The sequence below is a fragment of the Micromonospora sp. R77 genome (assembly GCF_022747945.1).
Classification (GTDB): Bacteria; Actinomycetota; Actinomycetes; order Mycobacteriales; family Micromonosporaceae; genus Micromonospora.
Genome location: NZ_JALDST010000001.1, coordinates 4,043,157 through 4,064,846, shown reverse-complemented (window position 1 = coordinate 4,064,846; position 21,690 = coordinate 4,043,157). Strand labels below are relative to the sequence as shown.

Genomic DNA, 21,690 nt, shown 5'->3' with positions numbered 1-21,690 from the left:
AGGGCCCCTTGTTAACGGATTTGGTAGAGGAAGGGCCCCTTCCTAACAGGTTCCGCAAGCTGTGGGACGAGATCGCGCCCGTCGGGCGGGACGCCGACAGCGGCGGCTACCTGCGGTACGCGCTGACCGAACCGGAGCTGACCCTGCGCGCCTGGTTCCGCGAGCAGGCCGACGAGCGCGGCATGCCGGTGCTCCAGGACGGCAACGGCAACCTCTTCGCCTGGTGGGGCGACCCGCAGGCCGGGCAGGCGGTGCTCACCGGCAGCCACTTCGACTCGGTGCCGCACGGCGGGGCGTACGACGGGCCGCTCGGCATCGTCAGCGCGTTCCTCGCCGTGGACGAGTTGCGGGCGGCGGGCGTCACGCCGGACCGGCCGGTGGCGGTGGCCGCGTTCGTGGAGGAGGAGGGGGCGCGGTTCGGCGTACCCTGCCTGGGGTCGCGGCTGCTCACCGGGGAGATCGCGGTCGACCGCGCGGCCGGGCTGCGCGACGCGGCCGGGGTGACCTTCGCCGAGGCGCTGGGCGACCGGCCGGCGGGCGCCGACCGGACCCTGCTCGGCCGCTTCGCGGCCTTCGTGGAGCTGCACGTCGAGCAGGGCCGCGCGCTGGTCGAGCGGCACGCGCCGGTCGCGGTGGCCAGCGCGATCTGGCCGCACGGCCGCTGGCGCTTCGACTTCCACGGCGAGGGCAACCACGCGGGTACGACCCGGATGGCCGACCGCCGCGACCCGATGCTCACGTACGCGTTCACGGTGCTCGCCGCGAACAAGGAGGCCCGGCTGCGCGACGCGCACGCCACCGTGGCCCGGGTCGCGGTCGAGCCGAACGCCACCAACGCCATCCCGGCGAAGGTGACCGGCTGGCTGGACGCCCGGGCGGCCGAGCCGGCGACGCTGCACGGCCTGGTGGAGGCGGTGCAGGCCAAGGCGACCGAGCGGGCGAGGCGGGACGGCACGACGCTGACCTGCACCGAGGAGTCGGCGACCCCGCTCGTGGCGTTCGACGGTGGGCTGGCCGACCGGCTGGCCACGCTGCTGGCCGCGCCGGTGCTGCCCACCGGGGCCGGGCACGACGCGGGGGTGCTGGCCGCGCACCTGCCCACCGCGATGCTCTTCGTCCGCAACCCGACCGGGGTGTCGCACTCCCCGGCCGAGTCCGCCACCGACGTCGACTGCGCGGCCGGGGTGACCGCCCTGGCCCGGGTGCTGGAGGAGCTGGCATGCCGTTGAGATGGCTCGCCGAGTACGCCTGGCTGCCCGACCACGCCGAGCCCACGCCCGACGTGCTGATCGAGGCGGACGGCGGCCGGATCACCGCGGTCACGCCGTTGACCGCCGGGAGCCGGCCGGCGGCCGGGGTGGAGGTGCTCGGCGACGCGACCCGGCTGCCCGGGTTGACCCTGCCGGGGCTGGCCAACGCGCACTCGCACGCCTTCCACCGGGCGCTGCGCGGGCGTACCCACGCCGGTCGGGGTGACTTCTGGACCTGGCGGGACACCATGTACGCCGTCGCCACCCGGCTCGACCCGGACTCGTACCTGGCGCTGGCCCGGGCCGCGTACGCGGAGATGGCGCTCGCCGGGATCACCTGCGTCGGCGAGTTCCACTACCTGCACCACGGCCGCGACGGCACCCCGTACGACGACCCGAACGCGATGTCGGCAGCGCTGGTGGAGGCGGCGGCGCACGCCGGCATCCGGCTCACCCTGCTGGACGCCTGCTATCTGACCGCCACCGTGGACGGTGCGCCGCTCGCGGGGCCGCAGCGGCGGTTCGGCGACGGGGACGCGCTGCGCTGGGCGGAGCGGGTCGCCGCGTTCCGCCCGGAGAACGAGCACGCCCGCGTCGGTACGGCCATCCACTCCGTCCGGGCGGTGCCGGCGGAGCAGTTGGCGACCGTCGCCAACCTGGCCGACCGCGCCGGGGTGCCGCTGCACGTGCACCTGTCGGAGCAGCCCGCCGAGAACGACGCCTGCCGGGCCGTGCACGGCGTCACCCCGACCCGGCTGCTCGCCGAGCACGGGGTGCTCGGCCCGCACACCACCGCCGTGCACGCCACCCATCCCACCAGCGCCGACGTCACGCTGCTCGGGGGGAGCCGGACCGGGATCTGCCTCTGCCCCACCACCGAACGGGACCTCGCCGACGGGATCGGACCGGCCCGCCGGCTGGCCGAGGCGGGCAGCCCGCTCAGCCTGGGCAGCGACAGCCACGCCGTGGTCGACCTCTTCGAGGAGGCCCGCGCGGTCGAGCTGGACGAGCGACTGCGGACCCGCCGGCGCGGGCACTTCACCGCCGCCGAGCTGCTCACCGCCGCCACCGTCGCCGGGCACGCCGCGCTGGGCTGGGGGGACGCCGGCCGGCTGGCGGTCGGCGACCGGGCCGACCTGGTCACCGTACGGCTGGACAGCGCTCGTACCGCCGGGGTGCCACCGGTCGGCGCGTTCTTCGCGGCCACCGCCGCCGACGTGACCACGGTGGTGGTCGACGGACGGACGGTGGTCGCCGAGGGCCGGCACCTGACCGTGGACGTACCGGTCGAACTGCGGGACGCCATCGCGGAGGTGACCTCATGAGCGGCTTCCCGGGCCGGCCGGTGGGTCCCGGCGACCCGGTCCGGCGGCTGCCCCGCAGCACCGGCAGCCTGCTCGTCGACAACATCGGCGAACTGGTCACCAACGACGTCGGCGGCGAGAGCGGTCCGCTGGGGATCCGCCGGGACGCCGCCGTGCTGGTCGAGGACGGGCAGGTGGCCTGGATCGGGCCGGCCCGGGACGCGCCCGCCGCCGACCGGCGGATCGACGCCGGGGGCGCGGCGGTGCTGCCCGGCTTCGTGGACAGCCACGCCCACCTGGTCTTCGCCGGGGACCGGGCCGCCGAGTTCGCCGCCCGGATGGCCGGCGAGCCCTACACCGGCGGCGGCATCCGCACCACCGTCGGCGCCACCCGTGCCGCCTCCGACGACGAGCTGCGGGCCACCGTGGGCCGGCTGCGCGCCGAGGCCCTGCGGCAGGGCACCACCACGATCGAGATCAAGAGCGGGTACGGCCTCACCGTTCCCGACGAGGCCCGCTCGCTGCGGATCGCCGCCGAGTTCACCGAGGACACCACCTTCCTGGGCGCGCACGTCGTCCCCGCCGAGTACGCGAACCGCCCCGACGACTACGTGGGCATGGTCTGCGGCCCGATGCTCGCCGCCGCCGCCCCGTACGCCCGGTGGATCGACGTGTTCTGCGAGCGGGGCGCGTTCGACGTGGACCACGCCCGGGCGATCCTCGCCTGCGGGCAGGCCGTCGGGCTGGGCGTGCGGGTGCACGCCAACCAGCTCGGCCCCGGGCCGGGCGTGCAACTGGGGGTGGAGCTGGGCGCGGCCAGCGTCGACCACTGCACCCACCTGACCGACGCCGACATCGACGCGCTGGCCTCCCGCCGGATCGACTGCATGTGCCCGGACGGCCTGCACACCGTCACCGTGGCCACGCTGCTGCCCGGGGCGGAGTTCTCCACCCGGTCGCCGTACCCCGACGCGCGGCGGCTGCTCGACGCGGGCGTGACCGTCGCGCTCGCCACGGACTGCAACCCCGGGTCGTCGTACACGTCGTCGATGGCGTTCTGCGTCGCGCTCGCCGTACGCGAGATGCGGATGACCCCGGCGGAGGCGGTGTGGGCGGCGACGGCCGGCGGGGCGGCGGCGCTGCGCCGCACCGACGTCGGCCGGCTGCGGCCCGGCGGCCGGGCCGACCTGATGATCCTCGACGCCCCTTCCCACCTGCACCTGGCCTACCGGCCGGGGGTTCCCCTGATCCGCCAGGTTCTGCACAACGGAGTGCCGCAATGACCGTGACCATCCAGCCCACCGGGGTCTCCCCCGCCGACGTGCTCGCCGTGGCGCGTGGCACCGCCAAGGTCGTCCTCGATCCGTCCACCGTGGACGCGATGGCGACCAGCCGCGCCATCGTGGACGGCATCGAGGCCGCCGGCCGCCCCGTCTACGGCGTCTCCACCGGCTTCGGGGCGCTCGCCAACACCTTCGTCGCCCCGGAACGGCGGGCCGAGCTGCAGCACGCGCTGATCCGCTCGCACGCCGCCGGCGTGGGTACGCCGATGCCCCGCGAGGTGGTCCGGGCGATGATGCTGCTGCGGGTCCGCTCCCTCGCGCTGGGCCGCTCCGGCGTCCGTCCGCTGATCGCGGAGGCGCTGGTGGACCTGCTCAACCACGAGGTCACCCCGTGGGTGCCGGAGCACGGCTCGCTCGGCGCCTCCGGCGACCTGGCGCCCCTGGCGCACTGCGCGCTGGTGCTGCTCGGCGAGGGCTGGGTGCTCGGGCCGGCCGGGGAACGGCTCGACGCCGCCGAGGCGCTGCGCCGGGTCGGGCTGGCCCCGATCGAGCTGGCCGCCAAGGAGGGGCTGGCGCTGATCAACGGCACCGACGGCATGCTCGGCATGCTGCTGCTGGCCATCCGCGACGCCCGGCACCTCTTCGCCATGGCCGACGTCACCGCCGCCCTCGCCATCGAGGCGATGCTCGGCTCGGAGCGGCCGTTCCTGCCCGAGCTGCACGCCATCCGGCCGCACCCCGGGCAGGCCGCCTCGGCGGCGAACATCCACCGGCTGCTCCAGGACTCCCGGGTGATGGACTCGCACCGCGACGACCTGGCGCACGCCGTGCAGGACGCGTACTCGATGCGCTGCGCCCCGCAGGTGGCCGGCGCGGCCCGGGACACCCTCGACTTCGTCGAGACGGTCGCCGGGCGGGAGCTGCGCTCGGTGGTGGACAACCCGGTGGTGCTGCCCGACGGGCGGGTCGAGTCGACCGGCAACTTCCACGGCGCGCCGCTCGGCTTCGCCGCCGACTACCTGGCCATCGCCGCCGCCGAGGTGGGGGCCATCGCGGAGCGCCGGGTCGACCGGCTGCTCGACGTGGCCCGCAACCGGGACCTGCCCGCATTTCTCTCCCCCGACGCCGGGGTCAACTCGGGGCTGATGATCGCCCAGTACACGGCGGCCGGGATCGTCGCCGAGAACCGGCGGCTCGCCGCCCCCGCCTCGGTCGACTCGCTGCCCACCAGCGGCATGCAGGAGGACCACGTCTCGATGGGCTGGGCGGCGACCAAGAAGCTGCGTACCGTGCTGGACAACCTGACCAGTGTGCTCGCGGTGGAACTGCTGGCCGGGGTACGCGGCCTCCAGCTCCGCGCCCCGCTGGAGCCGTCGCCGGCCGGTCGGGCCGCGCTGGCGGCGCTCGGCGAGGTGGCCGGTGAACCCGGCCCGGACGTCTTCCTCGCCCCCCTGATGGAGGCCGCCCGGGACGCGGTACGCGGCCCCGACCTGCGCGCCGCCATCGAACGCGAGATCGGCCCCCTCACCTGACCCGCCCCGCCCCCACTCGCGACCTCCACGCCGCACCCGCGGCGCGGTGCCGCCCCCGCACGTAACCGCAGTTTCTGGGAAAGAGTGGCCATTCCACGCGGAATGAGCCCTCTTTCCCAGAAACTGCGGGCACCTGGATGCGCGCAGCGCAAGGGGGCGCGGACGCGGCGGGGCGCGGGCGTTATGGGCGCGGGCAGGCGGGGGTCAGAGGGTTGGCGGGAGGACCTTGGCGACGAGCTTGGCGAGGTCTCGCAGGGCCTTGCCGCGGTGGCTGATGGCGTCCTTCTCCTGCGGGGTCAGCTCCGCGTTCGTGCGGTCCTGACCGTCGCCGAGAAAGATCGGGTCGTAGCCGAAGCCGCCCTCGCCGCGCGGCGCTCGCAGCAGCCGCCCCGACTGCCGGCCGTCGACCAGGTGCTCCTTGCCGCCGGGCAGCACCAGCGCGACCGTGCAGACGAAGGCCGCGCCCCGGTGCTCGTCGGGTACGTCGGCAACCTGGTCCAGCACCAACTGGAGGTTGGCCCGGTCGTCGCCGTGCCGGCCGGCCCAGCGGGCGCTGAACACACCCGGCATGCCGTTGAGCGCGTCGACCGCGATGCCCGAGTCGTCGGCGATGGTGGGCAGGCCGGTACGCCGGCAGCCCTCCCGCGCCTTGATCAGCGCGTTCTCACCGAAGGTCAGCCCGGTCTCCGGCAGCTCCGGGTATTCCTCGACGTCGTCGAGGCCGACCAGGGCGATCCGGTGCGCGCCGAGCGCGCCGTCGAGGATCCGCTGCAGCTCGACGAGCTTCTTCCGGTTCCGGGTGGCGAGCAGGACCTTGTTCATGAGGCGAGTGCCTTCCGCTGGGCGTCCGCGAGTTCCAGGCAGCCCAGCACGCCGAGGTCGAGCAGGGCGTCGAGCTGCTGACGGGAGAAGACGCCGTCCTCGCCCGTCCCCTGCACCTCGACGAAGTCACCGGTCCCGGTGCAGACCACGTTCATGTCCACCTCGGCGGCCACGTCCTCGGTGTAGCAGAGGTCCAGCCGTGGCTCACCGGCGATGATGCCGACGCTGACCGCGGCGACCGACCGGTGCATCACGTTCTCCACCTTGCCGGCGAGGGACTTCCGCCCGGCCAGCCAGGTCACCGCGTCGTGCAGCGCCACGTACGCGCCGGTGATCGCCGCGGTGCGGGTGCCGCCGTCGGCCTGGAGCACGTCGCAGTCGAGCACGATCGAGTTCTCGCCGAGCGCCTTCAGGTCGATGGCGGCCCGCAGGCTCCGCCCGATCAGGCGGGAGATCTCATGGGTACGCCCACCGACCCGGCCCTTGACGCTCTCCCGGTCGGAGCGGGTGTTCGTGGCGCGGGGCAGCATCGCGTACTCGGCGGTCACCCAGCCCAGCCCGGAGCCCTTGCGCCAGCGGGGCACCCCCTCCGTCACGCTGGCGGTGCAGAGCACCCGGGTGTCGCCGAACTCGACGAGGACCGAGCCCTCCGGGTGGGTGCTCCAGCCCCGGGTCAGGGTCACCGGTCGGAGTTGGTCGGGCAGTCGCCCGTCAGGTCGCGCCATGCCCTGCACCCTATGCGGTGCCGTGGTCGGACCCGCCCCCCGGTGCACCCGTGCCGCTCAGACGTCGTAGGAGGCACCCGGGCGGGCCACCTCGAGCGGACCGTCGTAGGCCGCCGCGGCCGAGGCGACGGTGTGCGCCTCACTGCCCCAGGCCGCGACCAGATGGGTCAGCAGCAGCCGGCCCACGCCCGCCTTGGTCGCCACCTCGCCGGCCTCCCGGCCGGTCAGGTGCAGATCGGGCGGGTTCTCCACCCCGTCGAGATAGCTGGCCTCGCAGAGGAAGAGGTCGGCGCCCTGGGCCAGCCGCAGCAACGCGTCGCAGGGCGCGGTGTCGGACGAGTAGCAGAGCGCCCGCCCGTCGTGCTCCAGCCGCACCCCGTACGTCTCGATCGGATGGTTCACCCGGTCCACGGTGACCGCGAACGGTCCGATCGGGAAGGTGCCCGGTTGCAGGGCGTAGAACTGGTAGACGTCGTCGACGGTGCTGTCCTCCTGCCCGTACGCCGCCGCCAACCGGTCCGGCGCACCGGCGGGGGCGTACACCGGCAGGGGCGGGTACGGCCCGTCCGGGGCGTACCGGCGCACCACCACGTAGGACACCGCGTCGAGCATGTGGTCGCAGTGCAGGTGGGTGAGGAGGATCGCGTCGGGGGCGTGCAGCCCCACGTACCGCTGGAGCGTCGACAGCGAGCCGGAGCCGAAGTCGACCAGGAGGCGGAAGCCCTCCGCCTCGACGAGGTAGGCGGAACAGGGGGACTCGGGGCCGGGGAAGCTGCCCGCGCAGCCCAGCACGGTCAGTCGCATCATGTCGTCCCGCTGTCACACAAAGTAGTCGACACGCCGGCACCCACCTCGCCGATGATCTCTACCGACGCGTACGCCACGCTGCGCAGCCTACGCTGACGCGCTGCGCGGCAAGAATCATCTGCCGGAAGATGTCATCAACGTGACACCCGCACACGTCCGGTGACGGGCCGGGAGCGGCGTGGGACCGACCGGCCGTCCGCCGACCCGTCCCACGCTGCCCCGTCAGGCCCAGAGCTGCCCTTCCAGGGCTTCCTCGGCGTCCGCGAGGGTGCCGCCGTACGCGCCGGTGGAGAGGTATTTCCAGCCGCCGTCGCAGACCACGAACGCGACGTCGGCCCGGCGACCGTCCCGCACCGCCTCGTGCGCCACCGCCAGCGCGGCGTGCAGGATCGCCCCGGTGGAGAACCCGGCGAAGATGCCCTCCACCTCGACGAGCTGCCGGGTACGCAGCACCGCGTCCCGGGTGCCCACCGAGAAGCGCCGGGAGAGCACCGTGGCGTCGTAGAGCTCCGGGACGTATCCCTCGTCGATGTTGCGCAGCCCGTAGACCAGCTCGCCGTAGCGCGGCTCGGCGGCGACGATCTGGATCCCGTCGACCTTCTCCCGCAGGAAGCGGCCGGTGCCCATCAGGGTGCCGGTGGTGCCCAGTCCGGCCACGAAGTGGGTGATCGTGGGCAGGTCGTGCAGCAGCTCCGGCCCGGTCGTCTCGTAGTGCGCCCGGGCGTTCGCGTCGTTGCCGTACTGGTAGAGCATCACCCAGTCGGGGTGCTCGGCGGAGATCTGCTTCGCGGTGGCGACGGCCTGGTTGGAGCCGCCGGCGGCCGGCGAGAAGATGATCTCCGCGCCGTACATCCGGAGCAGCTGGACCCGCTCGGTGGAGACGTTCTCCGGCATCACGCAGACCAGGCGGTAGCCGCGCAGCTTGGCCACCATCGCCAGGGAGATGCCGGTGTTGCCGCTGGTCGGCTCCAGGATGGTGTCACCCGGGCGGAGCCGGCCGGCCTCCTCCGCCGCGCGCACCATGAACAGGGCCGCCCGGTCCTTGATGCTGCCGGTCGGGTTCCGATCCTCCAGTTTCGCCCACAGCCGCACCGGCGGCGCCCCGTCGGGCACCGTCGGCGAGAGCCGGGGCAGCCCCACCAGGGGCGTGCCGCCGGAGGCGTCGAGCAGGCTGTCGTACCGCGTCACGACGCCGCCCTCAGCGGGCGGCGACGGCCGCGCGCTGCCCGGCTGCCGCACGGTGCTGGCTGATCGCCGCTGCCGCCGCGAAACCGAACGCGCCGCCGGCCACGGCCGGCAGGATGGTCACGCTGTCGCCGTCGTTGAGCTTGGCGTCGAGCGCGCCGAGGAAGCGGACGTCCTCGTCGTTGACGTAGACGTTGACGAAGCGGTGCAGTGTGCCGGTGTCGGTGACCAGCCGGCCGCGCAGGCCGGCGTGCCGGGAGTCCAGGTCGGCGAGCAGGTCGCCCAGGGTGTCCCCGGCGCCCTCGACGACCTTCGCGCCGCCGGTGTAGCTGCGCAGGATGGTGGGGATGCGAACCTCGATGGCCATGATGTCGTGCTCCTTGTTCGGGTCGTGCCGGGTGACGGGACGCAGGTGGAGGTGCCGGTGCTGAACGGTCAGCTGCCGGAACACTCGTAGTCGACCGTCGCCGGGCTCTGCCCGAACATGTAGGACTGGACGGCGTGCGGGTCCACGGCGGCATCCACGATGCGGACCGGCTCCTCGGTGACCACGCCGTCGACGATCCGGAAGGAGCGGATCTCCTCCGAGTCGGGCTCACGGGTCGAGACGAGCAGGTAGTGCGCGCCCGGCTCACCGGCGAAGGAGACGTCAGTCCGGGACGGGTAGGCCTCGGTCGCGGTGTGCGAGTGGTAGATGACGACGGGTTCCTCGTCGCGGTCGTCCATCTCCCGCCACACCCGCAGGTGCTCCATCGAGTCGAACTCGTAGAACGTCATGGAGCGGGCCGAATTCTCCATCGGGATGTGCCGGGTCGGGGTGTCGCTGCCGACGGGACCGGCGACCACGCCGCACGCCTCGTCCGGGTGGTCGCGGCGCGCGTGGGCGACGATCGCGTCGATGATCGACCGGTCGATGCTCAGCACGCCGCCCAGCCTAGCGCCTGCCGGTCTCCACCGGCGAGGTGGCAACCGTCACGGATCAGTCGATCAGGGCGTTGAGCAGGGACTCCTGCAGATAGCCGAGATAGGCGTAGACCGACAGTTGGAACACCCGGGAGGAGGTCGGGTCCTCGGCGACCGCGTCGTCGAGCTCCTCGCCCAGGTCCGTGCCGTCCTTGATCTCCAGGCGGACGCCCATCGCCAGCCGGGCGTCGTTGAGCGCCCGCAGCCACGCCTCGGCCGCCTCCGCGTCCAGGCGTACCTCCCCACCGGCCTCGTCGGGCAGGGCGGCCAGGATCGCGCCGGCCTGGTCGATCTTCGCGGTCTTCAGGTCGCCCTCGGTGTACCGGCGGAACTCGGCGGTGCTCGCCGAGTCGTCCGGGTAGACCTCGGGGAAGAGCCGGCCCACCACCGGGTCGGTGTGGTCGAACCCGTCGGTGAGCAGGCCGACCACCTCGGAGGCGACCTTGCGCAGCACCCGGACCTCGTCGACGGCGAAGGTGGCGACGTACCGGTCGCCGTGGCGACGGAACATGCTCATGACCGGTCCACCGTGGCCCACAGCCCGTACGCGTGCAGCTGCGACGCGTCGTGCTCCATCCGCTCCCGGGCGCCGCTGGAGACCACCGCCCGCCCCTTGTGGTGCACGTCGAGCATCAACTGCTCCGCCTTCTCCTTGCTGTAACCGAAGAGCTTCTGGAAGACCCAGGTCACGTACGTCATGAGGTTCACCGGGTCGTCCCAGACGATCGTCACCCACGGCCGGTCCGAGACCGGCACCTCGTCGGTGTCCGGCGTCTCGACCGGTGCAACCTGTGGAGCCGCCATGCCCCCCATCGTGCCACCGGATCCGGGGAACCGATGAACCGGAACGCCGGGTCGGCGCGGATCGGCCGCCCGGGCCGACGGAAACGGCCCGGTACGGCCGACGGCCGCGCCGCCCTCAGGCGAGCAGGATGCCGTGGTCGACAGCATCGGTCAGCACCGTGCCCAACGAGAGACGGATCACCTCGAACCGGCGGGACACCTCGCGGCAGAGTTCGAGCTCCACCTCGCGCAGCGCCCGCTGCGCCCAGGAGCGCGCCCCGTTCGGATCGTCGTTGCCGGGGCTGCGCCAGTGCTGCCAGCAGCCGCCGGAGAGCGCCACCCCGACCGGGGGCAGCAGCTCGTCGCGCTCCGCGCCGGGGAAGCAGTCCAGCGCCTCCAGCGCCCCGGCGCCGGCCAGTCCGGCCACCCCGGCGGTGCTGGTGACCAGGAGCACCCGGTCCAGCTCCCGGCCGCCCGGGTGGTCACCGAGGCCCCAGCGCACCGCGCGGGTGATCCGGCGGCGTACGCCTGCGGACAGCGGCCCACCGAAGACCCGGGCGGCGGCCCCGTCGACCAGGCCCCGGGCGGCCTCGTCGCACTGCGTCGTGGCCAGCAGGGACAGGGCCGTCATCTCCCGGTCGAGCAGCTGCGGCAGGCCGGAGCAGCCGACCCCGAAGACGATCTCCTGCACCACCCGCAGGTGGATGTTGGCCAGTTCGAGGGCGAGGTCCTGACGGATCCGCTGGGCGCAGGAGCGCGCCTGCCGGTCGAGCCGCTCGGTCAGATCACCCGGGTCGAGCCCCGCCACGACCGTCACCCGGCCCTGCGTACCGGCCGGCTCAGGCGGCTCCGCGCTGGCCCGGCGCAGCCCTTCGTCGGCGGCCCAGCCGACCAGTGCCCGGCGCAGCGGCGTGCCCCGCCGGGTGCATCGGGTGCCAGCGGGCGGCGGCGAGGCCGGGCACGGCGGCGAGCAACGCGGCGCGGTGGGCCGCCACGCAGACCTCGACGGGGTCGACCGGACGGGCGTTCGCCGGCGTGGCCGCGCCGTCGGAGCCGGTCGACCAGCCGACCGCGCCCGGGGTGACCGCGAAGACGACCTCCACCGGGTACGCGAGACCTCGGCCAGCAGCTGCAGCTCGGCGGCCGTGAAGGCCTGGTCCGCGGAGATCACGAAGAGCAGCGCGCCGGCCCGCCCGACCGCGTCGAGCAGGACCCAGGCGCCGGCCACCCCGAGCGAGCCGGTGTCCGGCGTGTCCACGACAGCGAAGTGGCGCAGCAGCGGGTCGGGCAGGCCCAGCTCCACCCGGCGGGGCGGGCGGGCCAGCGCCGGGCCGGCCGCCGTCGGGTCGGCGCCGTAGGCGTGTGGTTGGCGGTAGCCCGGGACGTACGCGGCCCGGGTCGGCACCCGGGCGTGGTGGAGCACCAGGCAGCTGCCGGCGGGCACGGCGAGCATCCCGGGTTCGGTCCCGAGCAGGGCGGCGAGCACCTGGCGCCGACCCGCGCCGGCCGGACCGGCGGCCACGACGGCCAGCGGTTCCTCCGGTCCCGGCGGGGCGACCTCGGACGGGTCGGGCAGCGGTGCGGGGCGCGGCGGGTCGGCCGCCCCGTTCGGGGCGGGCACGTCGACCGCGGGGAGAGGACCCGGCTTCATCAGCGGCCTCCCGGTCAGGCGATCGGTTGCGGTCCGATCGCGGCGTATTCATCCGGTGTCGGGGTGCGGATGCGGGAAGAGTACGGGCGACACACGTGCTCGCTGAACACCGTCGATACTCATGAGTAATGGCCAGACTACTCAACTTCAGAGCGTGACGGAGCCCCTGCGGACGGAATTCCGTCGATATGCTGCTCGGATGAGTCGGTGGGACTTCGTCGGCCGAACGGACGAGCTCAGCCGGCTGCTGTCGGCGGTCGGCGGCCCCCGGGGACGCGGGCTGATCTTCAGCGGCAGCGCGGGAGTCGGCAAGAGCCGGCTGCTGCGGGAGGGCGTCGCCGCCCTCCCGACCGACCGCTACGCGATCTGGTCCGCCTCGGCCAGCGCCGCCACCGCCGCCCTCCCGTTCGGCGGGCTGGTCCAGGTGCTCCCCGCCGACCAGCCCCAGGGGCTCTCCCCCGCCGGCATCCTGCGCTGGGCCGTGGACGTGCTGCAGGAACAGGCCGCCGGGCGGCCCGTCGTGCTGGCCGTCGACGACGCGCACCTGCTCGACCCGCCCTCGGCCGCGCTGGTGCACCTGCTCGCCCGGGCCGACAACACCATCGTCGTCGGGACGCTGCGCGACGGCGAACAGATCCCGCTGCCGATCCGGGCACTCTGGACCGACGACCTGGTCGAACTGGTCGAGCTCGGCCCGCTCGGCGCAGCCGAGACCACCGGTCTGCTCGCCGCCATCCTGGGCGGCCCGGTCGACGCCGGGTCCGCCGAGCGGCTGTTCCGGCTCTCCGCGGGCAATCCGCTGCTGCTGCGCGAGCTGGTCCTGGCCGCGGCCGGCGGCGGCGAGCTGACCCGCACGTACGGGATCTGGAAGTGGACCGGTCGGCTGGAGCTGGCACCGAGCCTGACCGACCTGATCGGCACCCGGATCGGCCAGCTCACCGACGGCGTCCGTTCGGTGGTCGAGCTGGTCGCGTTCGGCGAACCGCTCGGCCTGCACCTGCTGGAGCGGGCGGTCGACCCGGCCGACGTGGAAACGGCCGAGGAGCGCGGCCTGATCAGCCTGGTGCACGACGACCGGCGGCTCGACGTGCGGCTGGCCCACCCGCTCTACGGCGAGGTGATGCGCCGGCAGTGCCCGGTGAGCCGGACCCGCCGGCTCCAGGCGAACCTGGCCGGTCTGCTGGAAGAGGTCGGCAAGCGCCGCCGGGACGACCTGCTCCGGGTGGCCGTCTGGCGGCTCGACTCCGGCACCGCCCAGGATCCGGCCCTGCTCCTCGACGCCGCGGCGCAGGCCTTCGGCCGCTACGACGTACCCCTGGCGACCCGGCTGGCCCGCGCGGCGCTGGACGCCGACGGCGGGTTCGACGCCGCAGAACTGCTCGCCACCATCCTGATGTTCGGCGACCGGCCGGACGAGGCGATCCGGGTGCTCGACTCGGTCGCCGGGGAGATCGTCTGCGACGGCCGGCGCAGCCGTTGGCTGACCGTGCGGGGCATGGTCAGCTACTGGGGACTCAGCCGCGAGGCCACCGTGGAGGAGATCGCCGCGCGCGCCGACGAGCTGGCCGACCCGGCCCACCGGACCCGGGTCCGGGCGTTCGAGGCGATCATGCGGCTGCACCGCCTGGACACCGACCCCGCGGTACGCCTGGCCCAGGCGGTGCTGGACCGGCCCGCCGCCCCGGTCGCCGCCCGGGAGCTGGCCCGCTGCACCCTCGCCCACCTCCAGGCGGCCCAGGGCCGGTTCCGGCGCAGCGCCACCGCGATCGCCCGGGTCCAGGCCGAGATGACCCGCTGGCGGGGCGACATGCCCTACCTCCAGCTCGCGATGGAACTGGCCCGCGGCACCCGGCTGGCGCTCGCCGGGGACCTGGCCGGCATCGACGCGATCGTGGCCGACGAGTTCGCCGACCTCGCCGGTGCGGGTGACTTCCGGCTCGGCACCGGCTACCTGGCCATCCTCCAGGCGTACGCGGCCCGGCTGCGCGGGCAGAGCGACACCGCGCTGAAGACCAGCCTGGGTGCCTGTGCGGTGCTCGCCACCAGCCGGGTCTACGCCGGGTTGGCGCACGCCGAGCGGGCCCAGGCGGCGGCCCTGCGCGGCGACGCGGCGCACGCCGCGGCGGCGATGGCCGAGGCGGACCGCACCCATGCCCGGGATGGCGATCCTCTATCCCTGGTTGGAGCAGGCGCGGGGCGCGGTCCTCGCCGTCGGGGGCGACCTGCCGGCGCCTGCCAAGCACCTCGGCGCCCTCGCCGACCGGCTGCGCGCCGACGGGCTCGCCGGCCACGAGGTGCTGGTCCTGCTCGACCTGGTCCGGCTCGACCAGGCCAGCGCGCCGGTCGGGCCGACCTGCACCGACGGCACCCGACGTACGGTGGCGCAGCGGTTGACCGAACTCTCCGAGCAGGTGGACGGGGTGCTGCCCCCGCTGCTCGCCCGGTACGCCCGGGCCGCCGCGGCCGGCTCCGCCACCGAACTGCTCGCGGCCGCCGACGGGTTCACCGCCCGGGAGCTGACCGTGTACGCCGCCGAGGCCACCGCGCTGGCGCTGCACCGGCTGACCCGGGCCCGCTCCGCCGCCTCGGGTGCCGCGCGGGAACGCCTCGCCGTCCTGCTCGGCGCGGCGGACGGCATCTCCACCCCGGCGCTGCGTCTGCTGCAGCCGGCGCTCACCGACCGGGAGTGGCAGGTGGCCCGGCTCGCCGCCGACGGGGTGACCAGCCGGGCGATCGCGGAACGGCTCTTCCTGTCCAGCCGCACCGTGGAGAACCACCTGCAACGGGTCTACAGCAAGCTCGGCGTGGCGGGGCGGGCCGAACTGCGGGCCGCCCTGCGGTCGATGCCGGGCCACGACGGCGGGGATCCGGCCTGAACTCTAGGCTGGGGCGGTGAGCACCCTTCGCCCCGCGCTGCTGACCGACCACTACGAGCTGACCATGGTCAGTGCCGCCCTGCGGGACGGCACCGCCGACCGGCGCTGCGTCTTCGAGGTGTTCAGCCGGCGGCTGCCCGCCGGCCGCCGCTACGGCGTGGTCGCCGGCACCGGGCGGCTGGTCGACATGATCCGCGACTTCCGGTTCGACGCCGAGGAGGTCGAGTTCCTGCGCCGTACCGGGGTGGTCGACGCCGCGGCCGCCGAGTGGCTGACCAACTACCGCTTCACCGGCGACATCGAGGGGTACGCCGAGGGTGAGCTCTTCTTCCCCGGCTCCCCGATCCTCACCGTCTCCGGCGGCTTCGCCGAGTGCGTGGTGCTGGAGACGCTGGCCCTGTCGGTGCTCAACCACGACTGCGCGGTCGCCGCGGCGGCCGCCCGGATGGTGACCGCGGCCCGCGGGCGGGCCCTGATCGAGATGGGTTCCCGGCGGGCCCACGAGGAGGCCGCGGTGGCCGCCGCCCGGGCGGCCTACCTGGCCGGGTTCCGGTTCACCTCCAACCTGGCCGCCGGGCAGCGCTACGGCATCCCCACCGCCGGCACGGCCGCGCACGCGTTCACCCTGCTGCACGACGACGAGAAGACGGCGTTCGCCTCGCAGGTCGCCACCCTCGGCAAGGACACCACCCTGCTGGTCGACACGTACGACATCAGCCAGGGCATCCGCAACGCCATCGAGGTGGCCGGGCCGGAGCTGCGGGCGGTCCGGATCGACTCCGGCGACCTGGCGGTCATCGCCCAGCAGTCCCGGGAGCTGCTCGACTCGCTGGGCGCCACCGAGACGAAGATCATCGTCTCCGGCGACCTCGACGAGTACGCCATCGCCTCGCTCGCCGCCGAGCCGGTGGACATGTACGGCGCCGGCACCGCCGTGGTCACCGGCTCGGGCGCCCCCACCGCCGGCCTGGTCTACAAGCTGGTCGAGGTCGAGGGGCGGCCGGTGGTCAAGCGCTCCGAGCACAAGGCCACCATCGGCGGCCGGAAGGTGGCGGTCCGCCGGCACAAGCCGACCGGCACCGCGACCGAGGAGGTCATCGTGCCGCAGGGCGTACCGGACCGGCAGCCCAACGACCGCCTGCTCCAGCGCTCGTTCGTCGTCGACGGCGAGCCGGTGGAGCTGCCGACCCTGGACGAGTCCCGGGAGCACCTGCGGGAGTGCCTGATCTCCATCCCGTGGGAGGGCCTGAAGCTCTCCGGTGGTGACCCGGCCGTCCCGGTGACCGTCGTACCCGCGAGCTGACGAGGAGCCAGCCGGATGAGCAACGCGTTGATCATTGTGGACGTGCAGAACGACTTCTGCGAGGGTGGCTCCCTCGCGGTGGCCGGTGGGGCGGGGGTGGCCGCCGGCATCTCCCGGCTGCTGGCCGTCGAGCCGCAGCGGTGGGACCACGTGGTGGCGACGAAGGACTACCACGTCGACCCGGGCGCCCACTTCGGCGACCCGCCGGACTACGTCGACTCGTGGCCCCGGCACTGCGTGGTCGGCACCCCGGGCTCCGAGTTCCACCCCGACCTGGCGACCGGACGGGTGGAGGCGATCTTCCACAAGGGCGAGCACGCCGCCGCGTACTCGGGCTTCGAGGGGCACGCCGACGACGGTGAGGGCCTGGCCGACTGGTTGCGCCGGCGCGGGGTGGACCGGGTCGACGTGGTCGGCATCGCCACCGACCACTGCGTCCGGGCGACCGCGCTGGACGCCGCCCGGGAGGGCTTCGACACCACCGTGCTGCTCGACCTGACCGCCGCCGTGGCACCGGCCACGCTCGACGTGGCGCTGCGGGCGTTCGAGGGCGCCGGGGTCGGCACGGTCGGCGAGCCGGTGATCCGTACCGCATGACCCGGTAACTGGTTTGCCGGCTGTCGTACCCGGCGTCGAAGATGGCGCCGGAGGTACGGACCGTCATGAACATGAAGCCTTACCGGGAGGCGCTCGCCCTGCCCGGTCTCCGGTCGTTGCTGCTGGTGTCGGTGCTGGCGCGCATCCCGTTGACCGCGGCCGGGGTGGTGCTCACCTTCCACGTGGTCCTCGACCTCGGCCGGGGCTACGGCGCGGCCGGCCTGGTCGGGGCCGCGTCGACGGTCGGCGCGGCGCTGGGCTCCCCGCTGCTCGGGCGGCTGGTGGACCGGCGAGGGCTGCGACCGGTGCTGGCCCTGACCACCGTCGCCGAGGGTGTCTTCTGGTTCAGCGCCCCGACGCTCTCCTACCCGGTGCTGCTGCCGGCGGCCTTCCTCGCCGGGCTGCTCGCCCTGCCGGTCTTCTCGGTGGTCCGCCAGTCGGTGGCCGCGCTGGTCCCGGCCGAGCGGCGTCGCCCGGCGTACGCGCTGGACTCGATGTCGGTGGAGCTGTCGTTCATGGTGGGCCCGGCGCTGGCCGTGGCGCTCGCCACCGCCGTCTCCCCGCGTACCACGCTCTGGGCGGTCGGCGCCGGGATGGTCGCCGCCGGGGTGGGCTTCTGGCTGCTCGACCCGCCCATCCGCAGCGCCGGCGAGCCGGTCGGCCCGCAGCGGAGGGTGCCCCGCCGCGAGTGGTTGACGCCACGGCTGCTCGCCGTGCTGGCGGTCAGCCTGGCGGCCACCCTGGTGCTCGGCGGCACCGACGTGGCGGTGGTCGCCGTGCTGCGGGCCAGCGGCGAGGTCGGCTGGACCGGCGTCGTACTGGCCATGTGGGCGGTCGCGTCGCTGGTCGGCGGCTTCGCGTACGGAGCCGTCAGCCGCTCCTTCTCCCCGCTGGTGCTGGTGGCCGCGTTGAGCCTCTGCACCATCCCGGTGGGGCTGGGCGGGGCGCACTGGTGGCTGCTCTGCCTGACGCTCGTACCGGCTGGCGCGCTCTGCGCCCCGAGCATCGCCGCCACCTCCGACGCGGTGAGCCGGCTCGCCCCGGCCGGCGTACGCGGTGAGGCGATGGGGCTGCACGGCTCGGCGGTGACCGTCGGCATCGCGGTGGGCGCCCCGCTCGCCGGGGCGGTGATCGACGCCTCGCTGCCGCTCTGGGGGTTCGTGGTGACCGGGGCGATCGGCGCGCTGGTCACCCTGGCGGTGCTCCCCGTCGAGCTGCGCCACCGCCGGTCCGCGCCGCCCACCGACGCACCCGCCCCGGACCTGACCCCCGCCCCGGCCTCACTCTGACCCACCCGCGCGCAGCGGCGGCCCGTCCCGCCCGCACCGCGTCCGGCGACCCGGCACGCCCCGGGGTGTCCGGGGTGCCCCTGGATGCACGCCGCGGGGCGGCGAGCGCCGCACGGGGGCGGCAGCAGCGCACGGGAGGGCGAGGGGGCGCGGGGTGCGGTGGGCCGGAACGGCGACGGGCGCCGCACCCGGTGGGGTGCGGCGCCCGTGGCGCGGTGGAGCCGAGTGTCAGCGCTGGTCGAGGTTGCCGGCGGTGTCCTCCTGGTAGCTGGCGCCACCGTTGGACTCGCTGGTCAGCGGCTTGGCGCCGCCCTCCGGCGGGCCGGCCAGGCTCTGCCCGGCGGCCAGCTCCGGGAACTTCAGGTCGAACGCGGGCCGCTCGGAGCGGATCCGCGGCATCCGGTCGAAGTTCCGCAGCGGCGGCGGGCAGCTGGTGGCCCACTCGAGCGAGTTGCCGTGACCCCACGGGTCGTCGACCTCGACCACCGGACCGGTCTTGTACGACTTCCAGCAGTTCCAGATGAACGGCAGGGTCGAGATACCGGTGATGAAGGCACCGATCGTGGAGATGGTGTTCAGCGTGGTGAAGCCGTCGCTGGGCAGGTAGTCGGCGTACCGGCGGGGCATGCCCTCGTTGCCCAGCCAGTGCTGCACCAGGAAGGTGGTGTGGAAGCCGATCGTGGTGAGCCAGAAGTGCACCTTGCCGAGCCGCTCGTCGAGCATCCGGCCGAACATCTTCGGGAACCAGAAGTAGATGCCGGCGAAGACCGCGAAGACGATCGTGCCGAAGAGCACGTAGTGGAAGTGCGCCACCACGAAGTAGGAGTCGTGCACGTGGAAGTCGATCGGCGGGCTGGCGAGCAGCACGCCGGTGAGGCCACCGAAGAGGAAGGTCACCAGGAAGCCGATGGCGAAGAGCATCGGCGTCTCGAAGGTGATCTGGCCCCGCCACATGGTGCCGATCCAGTTGAAGAACTTCATGCCGGTCGGCACGGCGATCAGATAGCTGAGGAAGCTGAAGAACGGCAGCAGCACCTGGCCGGTGGCGAACATGTGGTGCGCCCAGACGCTCATCGACAGCGCGGCGATGGAGATGGTCGCGGCGACGAGGCCCTTGTAGCCGAAGACCGGCTTCCGGGAGAAGACCGGGATGACCTCGGTGATGATGCCGAAGAACGGCAGCGCGATGATGTAGACCTCGGGGTGCCCGAAGAACCAGAACAGGTGCTGCCACAGCATCGGTCCGCCGGTGGCGGGGTCGTACACGTGGGCGCCGATCAGGCGGTCCGCGGCGAGCGCGAAGAGCGCGGCGGCGAGCAGCGGGAAGACCAGGATCGCCAGCAGGCTGGTGACCAGGATGTTCCAGGTGAAGATCGGCATCCGGAACATGGTCATGCCGGGGGCGCGCAGGGTCATGATCGTGGTGATCATGTTGACCGCGCCGAGGATGGTGCCCAGACCGGAGATGGCCAGGCCGACCACCCACATGTTGGCGCCGACGCCCGGCGAGTGCTCGGCGGTGCTCAGCGGCGTGTACGCCGTCCAGCCGAAGTCGGCCGCGCCGCCGGGGGCGATGAAGCCGGCGGTGGCCATGGTGCCGCCGAAGAGGTACAGCCAGTAGGCGAAGGAGTTCAGCCGGGGGAACGACACGTCGGGCGCGCCGATCTGCAGCGGCACCACGTAGTTCGCGAAGGCGAACACAATCGGCGTCGCGAAGAACAGCAGCATGATCGTGCCGTGCATGGTGAAGAGCTGGTTGTACTGCTCGGGCGACAGGAACTGCAGGCCCGGCCGCGCCAGCTCGGCCCGCATGATCAGGGCCATCAGGCCACCGATCATGAAGAACACGAACGCGGTGACCATGTACATGATCCCGATCTGCTTCGCGTCCGTGGTGCGCAGCAGCCGCGCGATGGCCGACCCCTTGACCGGCTCTCGGACCGGCCAGGGCCGGGTCACGACCGGCTTGGGTGCGACGGTGGTCACGAGTGGCCTCCGGTTCTCGGTTGTCCCGCTCGGCGCGCGCTGAATCTGCGAGCCGTCATCCGCAAGGAGGATAGTCCCCGGTAGGTGGGGGTGCTGAGTGGGGTGGGCGGCTACGATCCGCCGTCCGCGGTCCGGTGGGTCAGAGCGGGTCGACGAGCAACCGGTAGTGCTCGCCGAAGATCCGTCCGCCGCGTCCGCGCAGCAACGGGTCGCGCAGCGCCGGCGGCACGTCCCGGGTCCGGTTGCGGTCCCGGGTCCGGTCCCGCACCCATCGGGTACGCGGCCGGCGGCGACTCTCGTACGCCAGCAGCGCGGCCTCGACGCTGCCGGCGGCGGTCAGCGACTCGGCGAGCACGACGGCGTCCTCCAGCGCCATGGCGGCCCCCTGGGAGAGGGTGGGGGCGGTGGCGTGGGCCGCGTCACCGACGAGCAGCACCCGCCCGTGGAACCAGCGCCCCAGCTCGACCTCCTCGGTGGTCCCGACGTGCACCCGCTCCAGTGCGGCGAGCGCCTCGGGGACCGGGCCGCCGTAGTCGCCGAAGAGTTCGCGCAGCCGGGCGAGCGGGTCGGCGGGCGGGACGGTGCCGGCCTCGTCGGCATAGCAGTAGAGCCGGCCGGCGCCGATCGGCACCAGCAGGAAGCCGGCCCGCTGGCCGAGCAGGGCCGTCCAGTCGGTGACCCGGGGGCCGTGGCGCAGCACCGCCCGGTAGACCACCTGACCGGCGGGTCGGGGCGGGCCGCCGAGCGCGGCCAGGGTACGCACCGCGGGCGGGCCGTCGGCGCCGATGACCAGGTCGTACTCGGCGCAGGTGCCGTCGGTGAAGCCGACCGCGACGCCGGCCGGCAGCGGTTCGACGCGGCTCACCTCGGCGCCGTGCCGGACGGCGCCGCCGGCTCCGGTGAGCAGCACCCGGTGCAGGTCCGCGCGGGGCAGCGCGCGGCACTCCCCGACCCCGGCCCAGAGGGCGTCGAGGTCGACCTCGCAGAGCGGCGCGCCGGTGGCGTCGAGGAAGCGCTGCCGGTGGATCACCTGGCCGAGGGGGCGTACCGGGCCGTCCAGGTCGAGCCGGCGCAGCGCCCGGGCGGCGTTGCCGGGCAGGTAGAGACCGGTGTCGACCAGTTCGGTGGGGGGCAGCTTCTCGGTGACGTCCGGCCGGAACCCCGCCAGCCGCAGTGCCCGGGCCACGGCGAGACCGGCGATGCCCGCGCCGACGACGAGGATGCGCAGGGGGGAACCACCCATCGTGGTGTACGCCTCCGGAGGGGGTCGGCACGCGTTGGAGGCAAGACACTACTCGCCGCAATCGGCGCACGGTAGACCCCATCGGTCGGCG

19 protein-coding genes and 1 pseudogene are annotated in these 21,690 nt (G+C 74.1%); 9 read left to right on the top strand and 11 right to left on the bottom strand.

The window, feature by feature from the left end; genetic code table 11:
* Positions 1 to 8 precede the first annotated feature (8 nt).
* The 4 genes from MRQ36_RS19195 to hutH are packed head-to-tail and all read left to right on the top strand — an operon-like array spanning position 9 to position 5,369.
* Entirely contained in the window at positions 9 to 1,229 is a 1,221-nt protein-coding gene (locus tag MRQ36_RS19195; RefSeq protein ID WP_242797361.1) for an allantoate amidohydrolase, read from the top strand.
* On the top strand, positions 1,220 to 2,575 hold the full coding sequence (locus MRQ36_RS19190) for a formimidoylglutamate deiminase (RefSeq protein ID WP_242797359.1): 1,356 nt from the start codon (positions 1,220 to 1,222) through the stop codon (positions 2,573 to 2,575). Before MRQ36_RS19195 ends, MRQ36_RS19190 begins: the two co-directional genes overlap by 10 nt.
* Complete coding sequence (gene hutI / locus MRQ36_RS19185) at positions 2,572 to 3,837, top strand: imidazolonepropionase (RefSeq protein ID WP_242797358.1); 1,266 nt, start codon at positions 2,572 to 2,574, stop codon at positions 3,835 to 3,837. The genes MRQ36_RS19190 and hutI overlap by 4 nt, the downstream gene beginning before the upstream one ends.
* Positions 3,834 to 5,369 carry a histidine ammonia-lyase gene (gene hutH / locus MRQ36_RS19180; protein ID WP_242797357.1) on the top strand — a complete coding sequence of 512 codons (1,536 nt, stop codon included), beginning with the start codon at positions 3,834 to 3,836 and terminating at the stop codon, positions 5,367 to 5,369. Before hutI ends, hutH begins: the two co-directional genes overlap by 4 nt.
* A 204-nt stretch (positions 5,370 to 5,573) precedes the next feature.
* On the opposite strand, the gene rdgB is transcribed toward hutH, so the two are convergent.
* The 9 genes from rdgB to MRQ36_RS19135 all read right to left on the bottom strand — a co-directional run bounded on the left by rdgB (position 5,574) and on the right by MRQ36_RS19135 (position 12,305).
* Positions 5,574 to 6,191 carry an RdgB/HAM1 family non-canonical purine NTP pyrophosphatase gene (rdgB, locus tag MRQ36_RS19175; RefSeq protein WP_242797356.1) on the bottom strand — a complete coding sequence of 206 codons (618 nt, stop codon included), beginning with the start codon at positions 6,189 to 6,191 and terminating at the stop codon, positions 5,574 to 5,576.
* Positions 6,188 to 6,916, bottom strand: coding sequence for a ribonuclease PH (gene rph, locus MRQ36_RS19170; protein WP_242797355.1), 729 nt, complete (start codon positions 6,914 to 6,916; stop codon positions 6,188 to 6,190). Before rph ends, rdgB begins: the two co-directional genes overlap by 4 nt.
* Positions 6,917 to 6,973: 57 nt before the next feature.
* Positions 6,974 to 7,720: an MBL fold metallo-hydrolase gene (locus tag MRQ36_RS19165; protein WP_242801223.1), complete on the bottom strand. Its 747-nt coding sequence runs from the start codon at positions 7,718 to 7,720 to the stop codon at positions 6,974 to 6,976.
* 225 nt (positions 7,721 to 7,945) lie between these two features.
* Positions 7,946 to 8,911 carry a PLP-dependent cysteine synthase family protein gene (locus MRQ36_RS19160; protein ID WP_242797353.1) on the bottom strand — a complete coding sequence of 322 codons (966 nt, stop codon included), beginning with the start codon at positions 8,909 to 8,911 and terminating at the stop codon, positions 7,946 to 7,948.
* A 10-nt stretch (positions 8,912 to 8,921) separates the two neighbouring features.
* Positions 8,922 to 9,275, bottom strand: a complete 354-nt coding sequence (locus tag MRQ36_RS19155) for a MoaD family protein (RefSeq protein WP_242801221.1) — start codon at positions 9,273 to 9,275, stop codon at positions 8,922 to 8,924.
* Positions 9,276 to 9,343: 68 nt separating this feature from the next.
* Positions 9,344 to 9,832 (bottom strand): Mov34/MPN/PAD-1 family protein, encoded by a 489-nt coding sequence (locus MRQ36_RS19150; protein WP_242797350.1) that lies wholly within the window; start codon positions 9,830 to 9,832, stop codon positions 9,344 to 9,346.
* Positions 9,833 to 9,887: 55 nt separating this feature from the next.
* Complete coding sequence (locus MRQ36_RS19145; RefSeq protein WP_242797348.1) at positions 9,888 to 10,388, bottom strand: DUF2017 domain-containing protein; 501 nt, start codon at positions 10,386 to 10,388, stop codon at positions 9,888 to 9,890.
* Positions 10,385 to 10,675 (bottom strand): ATP-dependent Clp protease adapter ClpS, encoded by a 291-nt coding sequence (gene clpS, locus MRQ36_RS19140; protein WP_242797346.1) that lies wholly within the window; start codon positions 10,673 to 10,675, stop codon positions 10,385 to 10,387. Before clpS ends, MRQ36_RS19145 begins: the two co-directional genes overlap by 4 nt.
* 115 nt (positions 10,676 to 10,790) lie before the next feature.
* Positions 10,791 to 12,305 carry a hypothetical protein gene (locus MRQ36_RS19135; protein ID WP_242797344.1) on the bottom strand — a complete coding sequence of 505 codons (1,515 nt, stop codon included), beginning with the start codon at positions 12,303 to 12,305 and terminating at the stop codon, positions 10,791 to 10,793.
* A gap of 121 nt (positions 12,306 to 12,426) precedes the next feature.
* On the opposite strand from MRQ36_RS19135, the pseudogene MRQ36_RS19130 reads away from it, so the two are divergent.
* The 5 genes and pseudogenes from MRQ36_RS19130 to MRQ36_RS19110 all read left to right on the top strand — a co-directional run.
* Positions 12,427 to 12,840: pseudogene (locus MRQ36_RS19130) on the top strand (ATP-binding protein); the annotation flags it as partial.
* A 1,615-nt stretch (positions 12,841 to 14,455) separates the two neighbouring features.
* Positions 14,456 to 15,181, top strand: coding sequence for a helix-turn-helix transcriptional regulator (locus tag MRQ36_RS19125; RefSeq protein ID WP_308194977.1), 726 nt, complete (start codon positions 14,456 to 14,458; stop codon positions 15,179 to 15,181).
* Positions 15,182 to 15,197: 16 nt separating this feature from the next.
* Positions 15,198 to 16,484, top strand: a complete 1,287-nt coding sequence (locus MRQ36_RS19120) for a nicotinate phosphoribosyltransferase (protein ID WP_242797341.1) — start codon at positions 15,198 to 15,200, stop codon at positions 16,482 to 16,484.
* A 15-nt stretch (positions 16,485 to 16,499) separates the two neighbouring features.
* Entirely contained in the window at positions 16,500 to 17,081 is a 582-nt protein-coding gene (locus MRQ36_RS19115) for an isochorismatase family protein (RefSeq protein ID WP_242797338.1), read from the top strand.
* A gap of 41 nt (positions 17,082 to 17,122) precedes the next feature.
* Positions 17,123 to 18,370, top strand: coding sequence for an MFS transporter (locus MRQ36_RS19110; protein ID WP_242797336.1), 1,248 nt, complete (start codon positions 17,123 to 17,125; stop codon positions 18,368 to 18,370).
* A 228-nt stretch (positions 18,371 to 18,598) separates the two neighbouring features.
* Here the strand turns inward: MRQ36_RS19110 and ctaD are convergent, their stop codons facing one another.
* Together ctaD and MRQ36_RS19100 are read right to left on the bottom strand one after the other, a co-directional pair.
* Positions 18,599 to 20,356 carry a cytochrome c oxidase subunit I gene (gene ctaD, locus MRQ36_RS19105; protein WP_242797334.1) on the bottom strand — a complete coding sequence of 586 codons (1,758 nt, stop codon included), beginning with the start codon at positions 20,354 to 20,356 and terminating at the stop codon, positions 18,599 to 18,601.
* 139 nt (positions 20,357 to 20,495) lie between these two features.
* A complete protein-coding gene (locus MRQ36_RS19100; RefSeq protein WP_242797332.1) occupies positions 20,496 to 21,599 on the bottom strand; it encodes an FAD-dependent monooxygenase in 1,104 nt (367 codons plus the stop codon).
* Positions 21,600 to 21,690 lie beyond the last annotated feature (91 nt).